General features: G+C 38.7%; 15 protein-coding genes. 4 read left to right on the forward strand and 11 right to left on the reverse strand.

From position 1 onward, the window contains the following. Nucleotides 1–81: 81 nt before the first annotated feature. From rdgB to HYG88_RS05265, 9 genes are all read right to left on the reverse strand, one after another. Nucleotides 82–705: an RdgB/HAM1 family non-canonical purine NTP pyrophosphatase gene (rdgB, locus tag HYG88_RS05225; RefSeq protein ID WP_151974923.1), complete on the reverse strand. Its 624-nt coding sequence runs from the start codon at nt 703–705 to the stop codon at nt 82–84. A 99-nt stretch (nt 706–804) separates the two neighbouring features. Further along, the gene (locus tag HYG88_RS05230; RefSeq protein ID WP_151974921.1) at nt 805–1,509 is read right to left on the reverse strand and encodes an endonuclease/exonuclease/phosphatase family protein; all 705 of its coding nucleotides are present in this window, start codon (nt 1,507–1,509) and stop codon (nt 805–807) included. Nucleotides 1,510–1,582: 73 nt separating this feature from the next. Next, nucleotides 1,583–2,170, reverse strand: a complete 588-nt coding sequence (locus tag HYG88_RS05235; RefSeq protein WP_005219707.1) for a tetratricopeptide repeat protein — start codon at nt 2,168–2,170, stop codon at nt 1,583–1,585. After that, nucleotides 2,167–2,760 carry a methionine biosynthesis protein MetW gene (gene metW, locus HYG88_RS05240; protein WP_004660432.1) on the reverse strand — a complete coding sequence of 198 codons (594 nt, stop codon included), beginning with the start codon at nt 2,758–2,760 and terminating at the stop codon, nt 2,167–2,169. Before metW ends, HYG88_RS05235 begins: the two co-directional genes overlap by 4 nt. Further along, complete coding sequence (locus HYG88_RS05245) at nt 2,760–3,920, reverse strand: homoserine O-acetyltransferase (protein WP_151974919.1); 1,161 nt, start codon at nt 3,918–3,920, stop codon at nt 2,760–2,762. Before HYG88_RS05245 ends, metW begins: the two co-directional genes overlap by 1 nt. A 103-nt stretch (nt 3,921–4,023) precedes the next feature. Further along, nucleotides 4,024–5,721: a 2-isopropylmalate synthase gene (gene leuA / locus HYG88_RS05250; RefSeq protein WP_178882699.1), complete on the reverse strand. Its 1,698-nt coding sequence runs from the start codon at nt 5,719–5,721 to the stop codon at nt 4,024–4,026. 399 nt (nt 5,722–6,120) lie between these two features. Beyond that, on the reverse strand, nt 6,121–7,224 hold the full coding sequence (locus HYG88_RS05255; RefSeq protein ID WP_178882700.1) for an alpha-hydroxy acid oxidase: 1,104 nt from the start codon (nt 7,222–7,224) through the stop codon (nt 6,121–6,123). Continuing rightward, nucleotides 7,224–7,907 (reverse strand): Fe2+-dependent dioxygenase, encoded by a 684-nt coding sequence (locus tag HYG88_RS05260; protein WP_005156185.1) that lies wholly within the window; start codon nt 7,905–7,907, stop codon nt 7,224–7,226. The genes HYG88_RS05255 and HYG88_RS05260 overlap by 1 nt, the downstream gene beginning before the upstream one ends. A 97-nt stretch (nt 7,908–8,004) precedes the next feature. Continuing rightward, the gene (locus tag HYG88_RS05265; protein WP_178882701.1) at nt 8,005–10,404 is read right to left on the reverse strand and encodes a catecholate siderophore receptor Fiu; all 2,400 of its coding nucleotides are present in this window, start codon (nt 10,402–10,404) and stop codon (nt 8,005–8,007) included. 471 nt (nt 10,405–10,875) lie between these two features. Here HYG88_RS05265 and tig point away from each other — a divergent pair, with 471 nt between their 5' ends. The 4 genes from tig to HYG88_RS05285 all read left to right on the forward strand — a co-directional run bounded on the left by tig (nt 10,876) and on the right by HYG88_RS05285 (nt 15,215). Beyond that, a complete protein-coding gene (tig, locus tag HYG88_RS05270) occupies nt 10,876–12,207 on the forward strand; it encodes a trigger factor (protein WP_178882702.1) in 1,332 nt (443 codons plus the stop codon). A gap of 196 nt (nt 12,208–12,403) precedes the next feature. After that, nucleotides 12,404–13,009: an ATP-dependent Clp endopeptidase proteolytic subunit ClpP gene (gene clpP / locus HYG88_RS05275; protein ID WP_004660445.1), complete on the forward strand. Its 606-nt coding sequence runs from the start codon at nt 12,404–12,406 to the stop codon at nt 13,007–13,009. A 28-nt stretch (nt 13,010–13,037) separates the two neighbouring features. Continuing rightward, nucleotides 13,038–14,348 (forward strand): ATP-dependent Clp protease ATP-binding subunit ClpX, encoded by a 1,311-nt coding sequence (clpX, locus tag HYG88_RS05280; RefSeq protein WP_004660446.1) that lies wholly within the window; start codon nt 13,038–13,040, stop codon nt 14,346–14,348. A gap of 150 nt (nt 14,349–14,498) precedes the next feature. After that, complete coding sequence (locus HYG88_RS05285; RefSeq protein ID WP_005156180.1) at nt 14,499–15,215, forward strand: DUF2846 domain-containing protein; 717 nt, start codon at nt 14,499–14,501, stop codon at nt 15,213–15,215. Between the two features lie 17 nt (nt 15,216–15,232). Here the strand turns inward: HYG88_RS05285 and HYG88_RS05290 are convergent, their stop codons facing one another. Both HYG88_RS05290 and HYG88_RS05295 read right to left on the reverse strand, forming a co-directional pair. Then, nucleotides 15,233–15,775 (reverse strand): DUF2059 domain-containing protein, encoded by a 543-nt coding sequence (locus HYG88_RS05290; protein WP_178882703.1) that lies wholly within the window; start codon nt 15,773–15,775, stop codon nt 15,233–15,235. A 97-nt stretch (nt 15,776–15,872) separates the two neighbouring features. After that, nucleotides 15,873–17,399: a fumarate hydratase gene (locus HYG88_RS05295; protein ID WP_178882704.1), complete on the reverse strand. Its 1,527-nt coding sequence runs from the start codon at nt 17,397–17,399 to the stop codon at nt 15,873–15,875. Between the last annotated feature and the right edge of the window lie 196 nt (nt 17,400–17,595).

A 17,595-nucleotide genomic window follows, 5' to 3' on the forward strand; every position in this document is an offset into this window, starting at 1 on the left:
AGTTTTTACTCATTATTCAGTATTTTTATTCAATCTAAATTTAAATAATTTGCCCTAGGGTTTAGCTAGAGCAAATGATCTTTAAATCAAACTTGCTTTAAACAGCTGCATTGCTTGACCACGATGACTGATTTTATTTTTGTCAGCTTTGCTCAGTTCAGCACTTGAAAGATTGAGTTCTGGTAGCCAGAACAATGGATCATAGCCAAACCCATTCTCACCGCGCGCTGCTTCTAAAATCTCACCTTTCCAAATGCCTTGGAAAATCTGTGGCAGCGGATCTTCTGCATGCGTAACTAAAGCCAATACACACACGAACATACCTTCAATCACTTCGCCGTCTTTACGGAAAGGTGCGAGATCAGCCAATAATTTTTGGTTATTAGCTGCGTCATTACCATGTTCACCTGCATAGCGTGCAGAGTAGATGCCTGGTGCACCGCCTAGAATCGGAACACAAATCCCTGAATCATCTGCAAGAGCAGGTTTACCTGAAAGCTTAGACGCATGGCGTGCTTTGATAATGGCATTTTCAACAAAGCTGAGCCCGTCTTCGATGGCATCTTCAATATCTAGTTTGCCTTGAGGAATGATTTCAACAGGGAGATTGAGCTGCTCAAAAAGATGGGTAAATTCAGCAACTTTGCCTTTGTTATTACTTGCAAGCACAAGGCTGCCTTGGTTGAGCCATGATGGAGTAGACATATAAAATTTTAAATTCGCTTAGATTGAGTAGAATTTTAGGGTGTTTTTATAGAATAGGGTAGAGAGTCACTATTTATTTTCGGTAAATGTTCAACAAGTTTAGATATTAATTTCAAAAAGTAGAGGAATATGATCACTGTAGTTAAGCCATTCATATTTATCGAAAATTTTAAAAGATGAGTTATTCTTAGAGAATAAATTGCGGTGACAAAATAAGTAGTCAATATGATAGTTTTTTTCATGATTTCTATTCATAAAAAATGTGGGAAGTGTCTCTTTTCCCTGCTCTTCATTTGATAACTCATGGTAAAGGCTAAGAATATTCATTGCTTGTAATTGATTTACTACATCACTGTGATTCCACCAGCGATCCCATACATCCCATTGAGCGTTACTATTTAAATCGCCACAAATAAGAGTAGGTTGTACTTTTATTAGCTCTTCATGTAACTGTAAATATTTCCAAAGTTGCCCAATGTATTGAAATGTAGGGGAATTGGCATATTTAGTCCAAGCAGCTAAGAGCTGGAAATTATCATTAACTCTTATTGGTAAAAATAATTCTAATTCGAAATCCTCCCAATACAATTGTTCTAATTTATAGTCTTCTCTAGCAAAGACTCCTAATCCTTTATTTTTATTATTACCTTTCCAAATTAAATTTGGTAACCATGCTTCATAAGCACCTTTGGACTGTTGTTGATTTTCACATTCTTGAATGATGTAGATGTCTGCTTCAATTTGTTGAAGAAACTTGATTTTATTTCTAAAAGCCCCGTTGCAATTCCATGTTAATATTTTCAAACTTTAATTTCCTTAAATAAAAAACCGACTCACACAAGTCGGTTTTTAAATCACTCAATAGAGCTGAGCAAGACTATTGTGCTTGAATCCATTTATCAGCACGATCACGTGCAGCACGAATTTGATCTTGGGTTAAGTTTGCAGCCAATGCTGTTTTCTTACCTTCAGAAAGACTGATGACTTTAGTATCCAGCATACCGTCACGTGTTGAAAGCTCATACCATTGGTAAGCACCAACATAGTTTTTCTTTTGCTCTTCCATCATCGCCAGATTAAAGCTGGCACGGTTATCGCCATTACTCGCCGCTTTTTCGAAATATTTACGCGCTAAAGCTTCATCTTTCTTCGTACCGATGCCATCTGCATACATACGACCTACATTTAACTGTGCAGCAGATAAACCTTGATCTGCTGCCGCTTTAAATAAAGAAAAAGCTTGTTTCTCATCTTTAGCAACGTCTTTACCGTACTGATAACGTGTTGCTAGATAAAATTGTGCCCCAGCTTGACCAGATTTTGCTGCGCTTTGTAATTCACTGATACTCATCACTGAATATCGTGCTGCCTGTGTTGCAACCGATTGGGGTTGAGCAACATAGTCAGCATGCGCTTGTATACTGATCAGACCAAATAAAAATGTGCTGATAAATGTCTTTTTCATAGAGCGCTCACTCGATAAATTGCGACTTCACCAAATAGGTTCGGCATATGCTTACTGAGCATACTACCTTGTTGGTCACCATTAACGGCAAGTCGATTAATAATTTTAATCCGATTCTCAGCACATAAGGCTTCAAAGTCACGGAAAGTACATAAATGAATATTCGGGGTGTTATACCACATATAGGGTAAAGCTTCCGAAACAGGCATTTTACCTTTTAATGCAAGAAAAGAACGTGTCTTCCAATACGCAAAGTTTGGAAAGGTAATAATCGCCTGTTTGCCAACACGCACCATATCACGAAGCAATACATCAGGTGCATCTACAGCTTGCAAAGCTTGTGCCATGACTACAGAATCAAAAGATTGGTCGGCAAAACGGCTTAAACCTAAGTTTAAGTCCTGTTGAATAATATTTAACCCTCGACTGATGGCAATTGCAATCTTTTCTTGATCAATTTCTAAGCCATAAGCACGAATATTGTGCTGTTTGCTCATATGAGCCAGTAATTCACCATCACCACAGCCTAAGTCTAATACGCTAGAGTTCGGACTGATCCATTTTTCAGCGAGTCGTTGATCTATTCGCATTAGTGCTGCTCCTGCGGTGTAGCTTGCAACTGTTGTTCTCCACCTAAAAATGCTCTTAATGTTTTCACATAGAGTGGGATCGGGAACAAGAACGAATCATGACCTTGTTCCGCATCAATATCTAAGTAACTGACGGGCTTATGATTATCAATTAAAGCATCAACTAATTCTTGTGAGCGACTCGGGCTAAAACGCCAATCTGTAGTAAATGAAACCACCAAAAATTGGCACTTTGGTTGACTCATTGCTTTTGTTAATGAATGTTCATATTCACGAGAGGGATCAAAATAATCCAAGGCCTTGGTCATAATCAAGTAAGTATTTGCATCGAAATTGCGGCTAAATTGTTCGCCTTGGTAACGCAAATAGCTTTCCACTTGGAATTCGACATCAAAACCATACATAAATTTGCCAGATTTTAAATCACGACCAAATTTCTGTTTCATGGCTTCTTCAGACAAATAAGTAATATGACCGACCATACGTGCCAAAATTAACCCACGTTTTGGGTAGCTGTCATTTTCCAGATAACGTCCATTATGGAAATCGGGATCAGAGAGAATCGATTGGCGAGCAACTTCATTAAAGGCAATATTTTGAGCTGATAATTTTGGTGCACTGGCGATAATGACACATTTTTTTAAACGATCAGCATAGTCCAATGACCATTGTAGTGCTTGCATGCCACCTAAAGAACCACCAATCACGGCAAACCAAACATCAATTCCGAGGCGATCAGACAACATGGCTTGGGTCTTCACCCAGTCACGAACAGTGACTAATGGAAAATCTGGGCCGTAAGGACGGTTTTCATTTTCTGGATTCGGCGAGGTGGGGCCTGTAGAACCATTACAACCGCCAATATTATTCAGTGACACCACAAAGAAGTGGTTGGTATCAATCGCTTTGCCGGGACCAATACAGCTATCCCACCAACCTGCTTTTTTATCATCTGCATGATGATAACCCGCAGCATGATGATGCCCAGATAATGCATGGCAAATTAAGATTGCATTGGATTTATCTGCATTAAGTGTTCCATAGGTTTCAACCATCAAATCAAAACGTGGCAGGATACGCCCACATTCAAGCTCTAATGGTTGCTCAAATTGAAATTTTTGTGGTGTGACTAAACCCACTGAATCCGATGGAAAAGACACTGGAATGATTCGCCTTGTATAAATCTTTGATCAATAATAAAAGGATACCAATTCAGGTATCCTTTCAAAAGTCATTTTTTCTGATATTACAACTCAGCTTTGCTTAAACTGCCGCAGCAGCAACTTGCTCAGTTGTAAGTACACCTTGTTCAATTAAACGATTGGTACATGCAATAATCGCTTCAATCGATGAGGTGACAATGTTGTCATGAATCCCTGCACCAAAAGCATTTTTACCTGTGCCTTTGACTTGAAGTTCAATCAAGGCAAGTGCTTTAGCATTTGCACCAGAACTGATACTACGTTCTTCATAATTTACAACATCAATTGGCAATTGTAACGCATCGAGCATCGCCGAAATTGGACCGTTACCTTCACCGCGTAAACGTTGTACTTCACCGTTAATTTCAATATCTAATTCAATGATTTGTGTGCCATTGATATCAGACAACTGATAATGTTTGGTTTGGTAATGGCTATTTTTCACATCCACATAGGTATTTTGGAATAAGGTCCAGATTTCATGTGCACTGATTTCTGTACCGTTTTCATCAGTATGTTGCTGTACGATTTGGCTGAACTCGATTTGTACTCGGTGTGGTAAAGCAACGTTGTAATTTGATTCCAATAAATACGCAATACCACCTTTACCAGATTGGCTGTTGACACGAATCACCGCATCATAATCACGACCTAAATCTTTAGGGTCGATTGGTAAGTACGGCATATCCCAGATCTCTTCGTTTTTCTGGAATTCGAAGCCTTTTTTAATCGCATCTTGGTGTGAACCAGAGAATGCGGTAAAGACTAAATCACCTGCATATGGATGACGTGGGTGCACAGGTAAACCTGTACATTCTTCAACAGTTGCAATGATTTCATTGATATTAGAGAAGTCTAAGTTTGGTGCAACACCTTGGGTATACATGTTCAAGGCAATCGCAGCAACATCGACGTTACCTGTACGTTCACCATTACCAAACACGCAACCTTCAACACGATCAGCACCCGCCATGATCGCCAATTCAGAAGCAGCGATACCACAACCACGGTCATTGTGACAGTGAACTGAGATAATCACGCCATCACGACGCGCCAAGTTACGGTGCATCCATTCGATTTGATCGGCATAGACATTGGGTGTTGAAACTTCAACCGTTGCAGGCAAGTTTAAGATCACTTTATTGGTTGGAGACGCTTCCCAAATTTCCGTGACCGCATCGCAGACATCTTTGGCAACTTCCAATTCTGTTGCAGAAAAACACTCTGGGCTGTACTGGAAAATCCAGTCTGTTGCAGGATATTGCGCTGCGTATTCTTTGACTTTATTTGCTGCATTAATGGCAAGTTGCTTTGCGCCGTTTGCATCTACATTCAACACTTTTTGACGGAATGTTGGTGAGTTTGAATTGTAGATATGCACAATCGCACGTTTTGCACCAACCAAAGACTCAAAGGTACGCGCAATTAAATGATCTCGAGCTTGAACCAAAACTTCGATATACACATCTTCTGGAATCAAATCTTCTTCAATTAACTTGCGAGTAAAGTCAAAGTCAATTTGAGATGCTGAAGGGAAACCAATTTCAATATGCTTGAAGCCGATTTTAACCAACATGTGGAACATTTTTAATTTTTGATCCATATTCATTGGTTCAAAAATCGCTTGGTTACCATCACGAAGGTCGGTACTCATCCAAATCGGTGCTTGGTTGATTTCGTTATTCGGCCATTGACGATCTGGTAAATCCACTCGTTGATACATACGGCGGTATTTTTTGCTTGGGTCAGCCAACATCATGAGATAACTCCTTGTTGTAGCATGGTTGCTGCTTCAAAATAAATGCAACGTGCTACGAATATATATGGTGTCTATAAGAATCAATTTAAAGAGAATATGTATTGAGTACCTAAAATCTAGGTAAAAATTTATACGCTCGCGAGGCGCAGCATCAGGAGAGCAGTGAGTAGTTTTATATCAGACGGATGGCTAAAATCATCACTCGTTTTCATCATCTACCGTTCAAAGCAAAAGTATTGGGTTTTGCAGTTATTTTAATCACCTAATTTGAATCAGTCTAGGTGAAAATACAAGCGACTGCAGTGGTCTATAATTTATTTTAATTCGAATGGATGGGAAATATTTTCCTATTTTTTGCATAAAAATAAAATTTAAGGAAAATATTTCCCATTAATATGCTTAAGGCTGATAAATATAGTCTTGATTAATGTCCTTTATGGTAGCGGTTCCCATGAGTGCCATCGTAATTTCAAATTCTTCCTTTAACATGCGGATGACATGAGCAACACCTAAAGCGCCTGCTGTTGCTAAACCATAAATATAAGGACGTCCAATCAATACGGCGTTTGCACCTAATGCAATTGCTTTAAAGACATCTGTACCACGTCGAATTCCACCATCTAATAATACAGGGTAATCAGGAGGAACAATTGCGCGAATTTTTTGTAATGCAATTAAGGGTGGAATAGTCGTATCTACAATGCGCCCACCATGATTAGAAACAATAATCCCAGATACACCATGATTGAGGGCTTTCTGAGCATCGGCAGGATGTAATATTCCTTTTAAGATTACAGGTAAATGTGTATTTGCAATCACCCAAGCAATATCCGCCCACTTAGGTGCAATTTGCATTAAGCCTTGAAATAGTTGGCTTTCGGATGGCGATACATCAGGAAAACTTAAATGGGTAGGGGTGTGTGGATGTTGCATTTCTTCTGGTAACTGAAAGAATAACTTACGTTCCCGATCTCGGATACCCACATGGGGAGCATCGACCGTAATCACAATTGCACGATAACCTGATTGTTCAGCTTGTTTGATCAAGGTTAATGATTTTTCTCTGCATCCTTGCCAATACAATTGAAACCACTTATACGGGTTTTCTAGTTTCAACTGTGCCATATGTGTATTTGTGAATGTACTTAATACCAAGTTACTTTGCATAAGTTCAGCTGCGAGAGCAGATGCAGCTTCTGCTTGAGGATGAAAAAGTGCTTGGTGGCCAATCGGTGCAAGAAAAATAGGATGCGGATATTCCATCCCAAATAAATGAAAACGAGTATTACCTTGTGTTAAGTCGTTTAGATGTCTAGGAATCAATTGAATATTTTGAAATTGCTGGCAATTATTTTGCACGCTAATTTCATGCATCGCTCCACCATTTAAGTATCCCCAAACATCTTCAGAAACATGTCGCTGAGCTTGTTGTTGATAGTCGTGAATGGTTTGAATATACGAAGGAATAGTATTCAAAGCGGGTGTAGGGATCTGGTCATGCATTATAAATCCCCCCATTGTCTTAATAAATTATGATAATGGCTGGTTAAACTAACAACTTCTTCTGTATCGCCTAATTGTTGTCTGAGTTTGATAATAGTCATGTCTAAATTGAATAGCATCGTTCGCTGCCAGTCATCTTTAACCATGCTTTGAATCCATGTGAATGCTGCGATTCTACGTCCTTGAGTCACAGGTTCAACACGATGCAAACTTGTTGCTGGGTAAACAATTGCATCTCCTGCATCGAGTTTGACTTCATGGCTGCCATAAGTATCTTCGATAATCAGTTCCCCACCTTCATATTCATCAGGTTCAGATAAAAAGACGGTAATAGACACATCAGTACGAATCATTTGCCCTGTTTTTGCAGAATATTGAATCGAATTATCAACATGGTTGCCATAATTGCCTTGATTTTGATAGCAGTTAAACATTGGCAATAACGTATGTTTAGGGAGGGCAGCTGAACGCAAAAGCAGATTTTGTTGTAATGCATTCAAAACAGAATGGCTAACAGATTCATACACATTACTCTGTATATCGACTTGTAAATTATTTTTAATTTTTTGTGCTTGTGGACCTGCACTATGTGTACCGTCAATCCAAACTGATTGTTGTTGTATTTGTTCGCGTAGCTCAGCAACTTGATGCTTATTGAGTACTTGGGGGATATGCAACATCATATTTTGAATCTTCCAAAAAATACAACCTGTCAAAAATTATAGCTTTTTTGACAGGCTGTGTTCATTTATTCAATCATGATGAATTAAATAAAATGACTTAGAATTTGTAGTTAAAGGTTAAGGCAGCAGAACGTGGCTGACCAAGTACGAAACGACTACCGCCATTATTTAAAGCACTAATGTAGTCTTTATCAGCTAAGTTATAAACATTTAGATTCACAGAAGCATTCTTGTTCAAGCTATACCCCGCCATTGCATCAAAGACAACATAAGATGGAACTTTAGGCATATTTGCTGGCGCTGTACTATCTGTGATCACACGTTTTTGTTCATCAACATAACGTGCGCCTAGACCTAACTTAAAACCTGCAATATCATAGGTTGTCCATAATGAAGCAGTCCAATCTGGAGACCAACGTACCGAATCAGTGACAGTTTTTTCACCTGTCGTAGTATTGAAACTTTGTTGATTTTTTTGCTTAGTTTTCATATGAGCAACGCCCGCAGAAATATTCCAAGCATCTGTAATTTGACCAACGACTCCAAGTTCTACGCCTTGAACACGTGTTTTGCCTTCTTGAATAGACTCTTTCGTAATTGGATCTTGGGTAAACTGGTTTTCATTCTCAGTATGATAAATCGCACTAGTTAATGCTAATTTATTCTTTAATACATCCCATTTTCCACCTACTTCATAGTGATTAGTTTTTTGTGGTTTAGCTGCTGAACTATTAGCTCCTGTGTCCGATAAGCTAAAGTTTGCACTTCCTGGCGGAGTCAATGATTTAGCGTAAGACACATAAAGGCTGCTATTTTTGGTTGGTTTGAATAAACTACCTAATTTCCAGCTCACCAAAGTATCGTGTGCTTTGAGATGAGTGGGAGTTTTCGTAATCGCAAGGGTGGTTGCATTCGTTGCAACAGCTAAAGCCTCATAATCGGTATGATAGTAATCAAGGCGTACGCCACCATTAAACTGTAAACGATTATCTAATAGTTTTACCGTATCAAATAAATAGGCTGCGGCTGTTTTGGTTTCACCATCACTATATGCACCTGTATAAACCAATTCAGGCATTACATCATCATGGTTAGGATTATAGAGATTCGCAGCAGGCGTTGTAGGAGCTTTTGTTCCTGGTTTTTGGGTAGATAAGGTACGAGAGATTTGTTGTTCCTGCAAAAATTCTAAGCCAGCAACTAAATCATGTTCAACAGCACCCAGTTTAAAATTAATATTCAAATTTGATGTATTCGCAAGGATTTTATTTTCTTGATCTACGCCTTGATGGGAACGAGAAATTGCCCATGTATCTCTATTATTAGGGTCAAATGACCCATAGTTAAATTTGTAACTATAGCTATTATCTGGATTAACGGTAACTGTAGCTGATGGAGCATTAATTGCATTAATTCCAGTTAATGCTCTTTTCATGCTGGTTTTACCTAATCTAGAGATATTGGTAAATTTGATATTTTCACTAAAGTCACTTTCGATTTTAGCCGAAATCATATCCGAGCTAATATCTTCATAGTCATTTACGCTTCCATAAAAGTTACTACGATCAACTTCAGGCGCATTTTGTAAAGCTTTATTCACTTTCTGCATATCAGCAGAGTTATTAATAGCTTCACGGATTTGATCTCTTAACGCAAGATTTTTATCGTTTGCGTAGCTAGAGGTGTATCCATAAAAGCCTTTCATACCTATAGTTGGAATACCACCATCAGGAATATTATTCTGACGAATATGTTGAGAATACAAATACAGACGAGTATCGCTGTCTAATCCGAATGCAATCGATGGTGCAATTGACCAACCGTTATTTTCTATAACATCTCGACCTTCTACACCACTATCTTGTCCCATTACGTTTAAACGGATTGCGGTACTTTCGCTAATTGCCTGATTAATATCAGCCGTTAAACGCGCATTTTCTGCTGTGTTATAACGTGCAGAGACTTCACGGCTATTTTCAGTTTTAGGTAATTTAGTGATTAAATTGATATAACCAGAAGCAGAGCCACGACCAGCTTCAGCACCTGAAGGACCTTTAACAACTTCAATTTGCTCTAAGTTAAATACATCACGACTTACAGCACCAAGATCACGAATTCCATCTACATAAGTCGAAGTTTGAGTCGAAAAACCACGCATTTGGAAAGTATCGCCTGCACTGGTATTTCCATTTTCACCCATTTGTAGGGTAATCCCAGGAGTATTTCGCAATGCTTCCACTAAAGAAGCAGCCCCTTGCTCTTGTAAAATTTCTTTTTTAATTACTTGAATCGTTTGAGGTGTGTCTACTAAAGGTTGTGTGTGCTTTGGGGAACTAACGGTATTGGCTTTATAGATCTCTTGTGCTGTCACTTCAATGGTTGGAAGTTGAGTCACTTTTTCTTCTTTAGTTGCCGCATGACTGGCTAAAGGTAGACTTGCTGCAAGTGCAACTAACGGTGTTGTAGCAATATGTTTACGGCTTTTGATTTTTGCCATGAGAGAACCCCCGAAATTAAACAGATGAATGACAGAGCTTTTGATCTTTTTAAACTTCCACAAAAATGTAGTAAAACTGAGTAGATTGTTAAGCTATGTAACATTTTGTGAGAAGTCTAATGATAATTATTATTATTATTATTATTATCAATTGTGATTTTGACTGTATAATGAATTGTATAGGCTTAAGCTTATGATATTTATAATTTAATTTTATAATTGGTATTATGCTTGTTTTTGATAATGAGAATCAGTATTAACTATTGATTTGTTTAATGCTATGTTTTTTATACTTAAATGATTATTTTAAAATTGTTAGTTTGATTTTTTAGGTTGAGAATTTAAATATTGTTTTTCTGGCAAATTAGGAAAAATAGGGAATTTTGATCATCTGATTTTGTATATCTAGAAAGTTGTCATATAATGTGGCACTTTTAAAAATGTTACTACTAACTATATATCGAGGAAGCCATGCAAGTAACGACTGAAGCGGTTTCGGGCGTTGCCCGTCGTTTAAATGTTTCTGTACCGACGAGCCGTGTTAACGAGCAATTTGAAGCTCGCTTAAAACGCACTGCCAAAACTGTGAAGATCAACGGCTTCCGTCCAGGTAAAGTGCCTTTAAATGTTGTTCGCCGTGAATATGGTGCGAGCATTTATCAAGAAGTTGTGAATGACATCATTCGTGACACAGTATTCGAAGCCATTCAACAAGAAAAAATCAATGCGGTCGGCATGCCGAACATTGAAAAAGTTGAAAACAAAGATGACGCTTTAGTTTATGAAGCGACTGTAGAAGTGTATCCAGAAGTAGAAGTGAAAGCTTTTGCTGACTTAGAGATTGATCGTAAATCATCAGAAATCAACGATGCTGATGTTGATGTAATGATTGAAAACTTGCAAAAACAACGTGCTTCATGGGTTGAAACCAAGGGCATGGCGAAAAAAGACATGCAAGTGACTTTCGACTTCGAAGGCACTATTGATGGTGAGAAGTTCGAGGGCGGTGCGGCTGAAGACTTTAAACTGGTTCTTGGTTCAGGTCGCATGATTCCTGGCTTTGAAGACGGCATCATCGGCATGAAGAAAGGCGAAGAGAAAGTGATTGATGTGACTTTCCCAGAAGACTATCAAGCTGAAAACTTGGCGGGTAAAGCAGCTCAGTTCAAAATCACTGTAAAACTTGTTGAAAAACAAAAACTTCCAGAAATTGATGCTGAATTCTTAAAAATCTTTGGTTTAACTGAAGAAGAAGGCGTAGAGAAGTTAAAAGCTGACGTTCGTAAGAATATGGAACGTGAAGTTCGCAACGGTCTTCGTAACCAAGTTAAACAAGCTGCATTTGATGCACTTGTCGCTGCAAACGAAATTGAAGTTCCAGCTTCTATGGTTGCTCAAGAAATTGACCGTCAACGTCAACAAATGATTCAACAGTTCACTCAACAGTTTGGTGCTCAAGGTGCAGGTGCATTTGATAGCAGCATGCTTCCAGATGAATTGTTCAAGGAACAGGCTGAAAAATCAGTGAAGCTTGGTGTATTGGTAAGCAAAGTATTAGCTGATGCTAAACTTGAAGTTGATCAAGCACGTGTTGAAGCTTACATCGATGACATGGCTTCTTCTTATGAAGATCCAACAGAAGTGGTTGAATACTTCAAAAATGACAAACAACAACGTGCTCAAATCGAAGCAGTTGTGCTAGAAGACCAAGTTGTTGATCACATCTTGGCTGCTGCTAAAGTAAATGATGTGGCTGTAAGCTACGAAGACTTATTAAAAGAACAACAAGCTCGTCGTGGCTAATCTTTTAAAAGTTCAGAAGAAAGGCGCTTAATGCGCCTTTTTTTATCCGTGTTATGAAAGTGTTAATTTATCGAAAAATTGCCAGCTTTTAGTCTAAATAGTCGAATATTTAGGGTTGAACCTTTTGCAATTTCGGCGATTATCCCTCATATTGTTGGCATGATCGAGTCACAATAATTTAGGAATAAATAAACATATGTATGTTCCAACAATTGAAAATGCTTTAGTTCCTGTAGTCGTTGAGCAGTCATCACGTGGTGAGCGTTCATTTGATATTTTTTCACGTTTGTTACGTGAGCGTGTGATCTTCTTGACTGGTGAAGTGGAAGATAACATGGCGAATCTTATCGTTGCGCAGATGTTGTTTCTGGAAGCTGAGAATCCAGAGAAAGATATCCATCTTTATATCAACTCACCGGGTGGCTCAGTAACTGCTGGTATGGCAATTTATGACACTATGCAGTTTATTAAGCCAGATGTTGTTACATATTGCATGGGACAAGCGGCTTCAATGGGTGCATTCTTATTGAATGCGGGTGCTAAAGGAAAACGTTACTGTCTTGAAAATGCACGCGTGATGATTCACCAACCACTCGGTGGTTTCCGTGGTCAAGCGTCTGATATCGAAATTCATGCACGTGAAATTCTTTATATCAAAGAGCGTCTAAACCGTCTGATGGCTGAGCATAGTGGTCAAGATTATGAAAGAATTGCACGTGACACAGATCGTGACAATTTTATGACTGCACAAGCAGCTAAAGAATATGGTTTAGTTGACCAAGTATTAAGCAAACGTCCCTAGTTTTTAAGATTTAAGTTGTGGAGTAAATATGTCCGAACATCCTCAAGGACAAAAGCATTGTTCATTTTGTGGTAAGACACAATCTGAAGTTGGAAAATTGATTGCAGGTGAGGACGCATATATTTGTAATGAGTGTGTGGATGTCTGCTTAGATTTAGTGCAAACCAGTCAACAAGTTGAAGCAGGTGACTGGGCGACTAAAGCTTTGCCTAAACCACATGAGATACGTGCTGCGTTGGATCAATATGTCATTGGACAAGATGTTGCAAAGAAAACACTATCTGTTGCGGTCTATAATCATTATAAGCGTTTGAAAGTTGGTCAGTCGCATCATGCACATCAAGATATTGAGATTGCGAAAAGTAATATCTTGTTGATTGGACCAACAGGTTCAGGTAAGACCTTGCTTGCGCAAACACTTGCACGCTTATTGGATGTTCCTTTTGCCATGGCAGATGCAACGACACTCACAGAAGCGGGTTATGTGGGTGAAGATGTTGAAAATATCGTACAAAAGTTATTGCAGAAAGCGGACTACGATGTAGAAAAAGCGCAGAAAGGTATTATCTATATTGATGAGATTGATAAGATTACCCGTAAATCGGAGAATCCATCAATTACTCGTGACGTATCGGGTGAAGGTGTACAACAAGCATTATTGAAAATGATTGAAGGCACCGTTGCTTCTATTCCGCCACAAGGTGGTCGTAAGCATCCGCAACAAGAATTCATTCAAATTGATACCTCAAATATTTTATTTATTTGTGGTGGTGCATTCTCTGGTTTAGAGAAAATTGTACAACAACGTCAAGAGAAAGGCGGTATTGGATTCACGGCTGATGTGAAGAATAAGGACGACAGTAAAAAAGTCTCTGAGTTGTTCCGTCAAGTCGAAGCAACTGATTTAGTCAAATTTGGTTTGATTCCTGAGTTTATTGGTCGTTTGCCTGTGATTGCAACTTTAGAAGAACTGGATGAAGAAGCATTAATGCAAATTCTGACAGAGCCTAAAAATGCATTAACTCGCCAATATCAGTATCTTTTCACGATGGAAAATGTTGATCTTGTTTTTGATGAATCTGCATTGCGTGCTGTAGCGAAGAAAGCACTTGAACGAAATACGGGTGCGCGTGGCTTACGTTCAATTTTAGAAAACGTTTTGCTAGAAACCATGTATGACTTACCAAGTCGTAGTGATGTGGGGACGGTTATTGTGGATGAAGCTGTAATTAATGGTACAGCTAAGCCAACATTTAAAGCTGAACGTTTACCACAAGTGACAACACCGGAATTAGTTGAAAAGAAAGATTTGAAAGTTATTGATTCAAAATCTGCTTAATTCTCATTCATCTAAAAAGCATGAAAGCTTAGACTTTTCATGCTTTTTTTATTTGCAATTAATTAATGAGGTGTTAATCTTAAAAATTGGAAAATCCGCATAGTTTTGCGCTGTTAAAAATAAATCCAAGAAAACGCCTTGAGGGATATCATGCGTTATTTAATATTGTCATTATGTTGTGCAGGGGTATTGGCTGGTTGTCAAAGTCATAAGACAGTTGAAGAAAATACGACAACACTCACAGCAACTTTACCTCCAGTAGATACAACAAAAGAGCCAGGTCTGCTTGATCAGTATCATGTGGGAGGTTTTACTGTTGGTGGATGGGTCAATCAAAAATTAGGTCAATTTTACACACCGATCAAACCACAAAATGAACAAGCCGCGGTGGTTTATTTGTATCGTCCAGATACACGTTGGAATCGTCAAGAAATTGCAGCAGCAAACTTATTTATTAATGGGCATCGAATCCCAAGCCTATTGCATAATCACTATTATTGGGTGGAACTACCAGCAGGTACCTATCGTTTGAGTGTGAGCCGCCCATTGGCTGGTATGCATTTCCAAAAACCAAAGTATTTAGATTTCACGGTTGATGCATCACAAACTTATTTTATTAAATATGATGAAGAAAATAAGATTTCTCGCAGCGAACATACGGGACCATTTATGATCATGCCCGATAAAGTCGCACATCAGGAAATTGCCTTTACCCGCCTAAAATCATCAAGCTATAACTTTGTGGCACAAGATGCCTCAGGTAAAATTCGGTCTAAGCCTCAAGAGTTAAAGCCAGCTAAGTATGATGAAAAATCTGAGGTCTTATTGGTTAAACCATTTAAACTTTGGAATCCATTGACGTGGTAGTCAATATTGAGCAGCGTTTATTCATCTTGAATTAAGGGTTTGATGATGCTTAAAAGCTGCTCTTTGAGTTTTAAATTTTGCTCAGGATCATTTAAGGTCTTTTGATTTAAATTATTCATGTATTGAAAAACATTGCTACTAATTGTTAAATTTTTTTGGTTGATTGATTTTCCTTCTGGCGTTCGCAAAAATTTTAAATAAGCTTGTACTTCTTCTTCACTCAGTGTTTCTGTGTAAATTTGCTCAATTGTTTGTAATGTTTCAGGCCGCATAAACATTTTTGAACTTGTGTCTTTTAATAATTGACTGAGTTCTACAAGTGCTAGATGTTCTTGATTGGTTGTTAGTCTCTCTTTACCTAAAATTTTTAAAAGCATACTTTCAGCTTCAGAGTCTAACGCAGGCTGCATTTCATCTAAAGATGAATGTAAAAGGTTTTCTAAATCACTGAGTTTAATTAGTTCTTTTACAGATTTTTTTTGAGCAGGGCTGGCAAATGTATTTTCTGTTGCCATGACACAGCAGAGACTTATTATTAAGATCGATATTGTTTTATTCATCTTGTTATCCTTATTGTTTTTTATAATTTAACAGATGCTTTAGGCAAAAAAATAGCCGAATACGATGATTCGGCTATAATTATTGTATGAGTATTATTTAGATTGCAGCAGCATCCACAACTGGAATCTTACCAATTTTAGCTTGCCAGATTTTTGGTGCAGTGGCATGGATCGAAGTACCATTGACATCAACTGCAACAGAAACAGGCATATCTTCAACCACGAATTTGTAGATTGCTTCCATACCTAGGTCTGCAAAAGCAACGACTTCAGCCTCACGAACTGCTTTAGACACGAGATACGCAGCACCACCAACAGCCATCAAGTAAGTTGCTTGATTGTCTTTGATTGCTTCAATTGCAGCAGGACCACGGTCTGCTTTACCAATCATACCGAATAAGCCAGTTGCTTCTAACACTTGACGAGTGAACTTATCCATACGGGTTGCTGTTGTTGGGCCTGCAGGACCAACCACTTCATCGCCAACTGGATCGACTGGACCCACGTAGTAAATGAATTTACCTTTGAGATCGACTGGAAGTTCTTCACCATTATTTAACATGTCGACCATGCGCTTATGTGCAGCATCACGACCTGTATAAATGGTACCGTTAAGTAGTAAGGTGTCACCTGGTTTCCATGAATTCATTTCTTCTTGGGTAATGGTATCAAGATTCACACGTTTTGATTGAGATGAATCCCAAGTTACAGCAGGGTAGTCTTCAAGTTTAGGTGCCTGAATATGCGCAACACCTGTGCCATCTAACTGGAAATGTGCGTGACGAGTCGCAGCACAGTTCGGAATCATACCGACTGGCTTACCTGCTGCGTGGCATGGGTAATCCTTGATTTTAATATCAAGAACAGTCGTCAAACCACCAAGACCTTGAGCACCAATACCCAGTGCATTTACTTTTTCGAAGATCTCGATACGGAGTTCTTCCATCTTGCTTTGTGGGCCACGACAAAGTAATTCGTCCATGTTGATTTCTTCCATGAGTGCTTCTTTTGCAAGCATCATGGCTTTTTCAGCAGTACCACCGATACCAATACCGAGCATACCTGGTGGACACCAGCCTGCACCCATCGTTGGTACAGTTTTAAGTACCCAATCTACGATTGAATCAGATGGGTTTAGCATCGCAAGTTTGGATTTATTTTCAGAACCGCCACCCTTCGCTGCAACGGTAATATCAACTTTATTACCCGGTACGAGTTTGTAGTGAATCACGGCAGGGGTATTGTCTTTGGTATTTTTACGACCAAAAGCTGGGTCTGCTAAAACAGAAGCACGGAGTACGTTTGAGTTTTCTAGGTAACCTTGGCGTACACCTTCGTTTACAGCATCATCCAAGCTCATGGTTAAATCAAATTTAACATCTAAGCCGACTTCAAGGAAAACGTTAACGATCCCTGTATCCTGACAGATTGGTCGGTGACCTTCAGCACACATACGTGAGTTGATCAGGATTTGGGCAATAGCATCTTTTGCAGCTTTGTTTTCTTCACGATCATAAGCACGGCTCATCGCTTGGATGAAGTCTTGTGGGTGATAGTAAGAAATAAACTGCAGGGCATCCTTGATTGATGTAATCAAGTCATCTTGTTTGATGATCGTTGTCATATCAAATTTCTCTTGAGCGGGCGATTAGCTGGCGGGCTAAATTATATGACAAAAAGCAATGAATGTGGGAGTTTTAGCTTAGATTTGGCTAAAGGTCTAAATAGGCAGGAGACGTGTTGAAATTTTTAGTTTTCCTTATGTGTGGCTGGCCGCATGGAAAAACAAGTCTAATAAAAAACCATCTACTTTTTATCTG

It is taken from the genome of Acinetobacter sp. SwsAc4, from assembly GCF_013391535.1.
GTDB lineage: Bacteria > Pseudomonadota > Gammaproteobacteria > Pseudomonadales > Moraxellaceae > Acinetobacter.

Excerpts from the sequence above, each read along its gene's own strand:
- rdgB (WP_151974923.1), bottom strand. The coding sequence starts at position 705 with ATGTCTACTCCATCATGGCTCAACCAAGGCAGCCTTGTGCTTGCAAGT.
- HYG88_RS05235 (WP_005219707.1), bottom strand. The coding sequence starts at position 2,170 with ATGAAAAAGACATTTATCAGCACATTTTTATTTGGTCTGATCAGTATA.
- metW (WP_004660432.1), bottom strand. The coding sequence starts at position 2,760 with ATGCGAATAGATCAACGACTCGCTGAAAAATGGATCAGTCCGAACTCT.
- leuA (WP_178882699.1), bottom strand. The coding sequence starts at position 5,721 with ATGATGTTGGCTGACCCAAGCAAAAAATACCGCCGTATGTATCAACGA.
- HYG88_RS05255 (WP_178882700.1), bottom strand. The coding sequence starts at position 7,224 with ATGCATGACCAGATCCCTACACCCGCTTTGAATACTATTCCTTCGTAT.
- HYG88_RS05260 (WP_005156185.1), bottom strand. The coding sequence starts at position 7,907 with ATGATGTTGCATATCCCCCAAGTACTCAATAAGCATCAAGTTGCTGAG.
- HYG88_RS05265 (WP_178882701.1), bottom strand. The coding sequence starts at position 10,404 with ATGGCAAAAATCAAAAGCCGTAAACATATTGCTACAACACCGTTAGTT.
- tig (WP_178882702.1), top strand. The coding sequence starts at position 10,876 with ATGCAAGTAACGACTGAAGCGGTTTCGGGCGTTGCCCGTCGTTTAAAT.
- clpP (WP_004660445.1), top strand. The coding sequence starts at position 12,404 with ATGTATGTTCCAACAATTGAAAATGCTTTAGTTCCTGTAGTCGTTGAG.
- clpX (WP_004660446.1), top strand. The coding sequence starts at position 13,038 with ATGTCCGAACATCCTCAAGGACAAAAGCATTGTTCATTTTGTGGTAAG.
- HYG88_RS05285 (WP_005156180.1), top strand. The coding sequence starts at position 14,499 with ATGCGTTATTTAATATTGTCATTATGTTGTGCAGGGGTATTGGCTGGT.
- HYG88_RS05290 (WP_178882703.1), bottom strand. The coding sequence starts at position 15,775 with ATGAATAAAACAATATCGATCTTAATAATAAGTCTCTGCTGTGTCATG.
- HYG88_RS05295 (WP_178882704.1), bottom strand. The coding sequence starts at position 17,399 with ATGACAACGATCATCAAACAAGATGACTTGATTACATCAATCAAGGAT.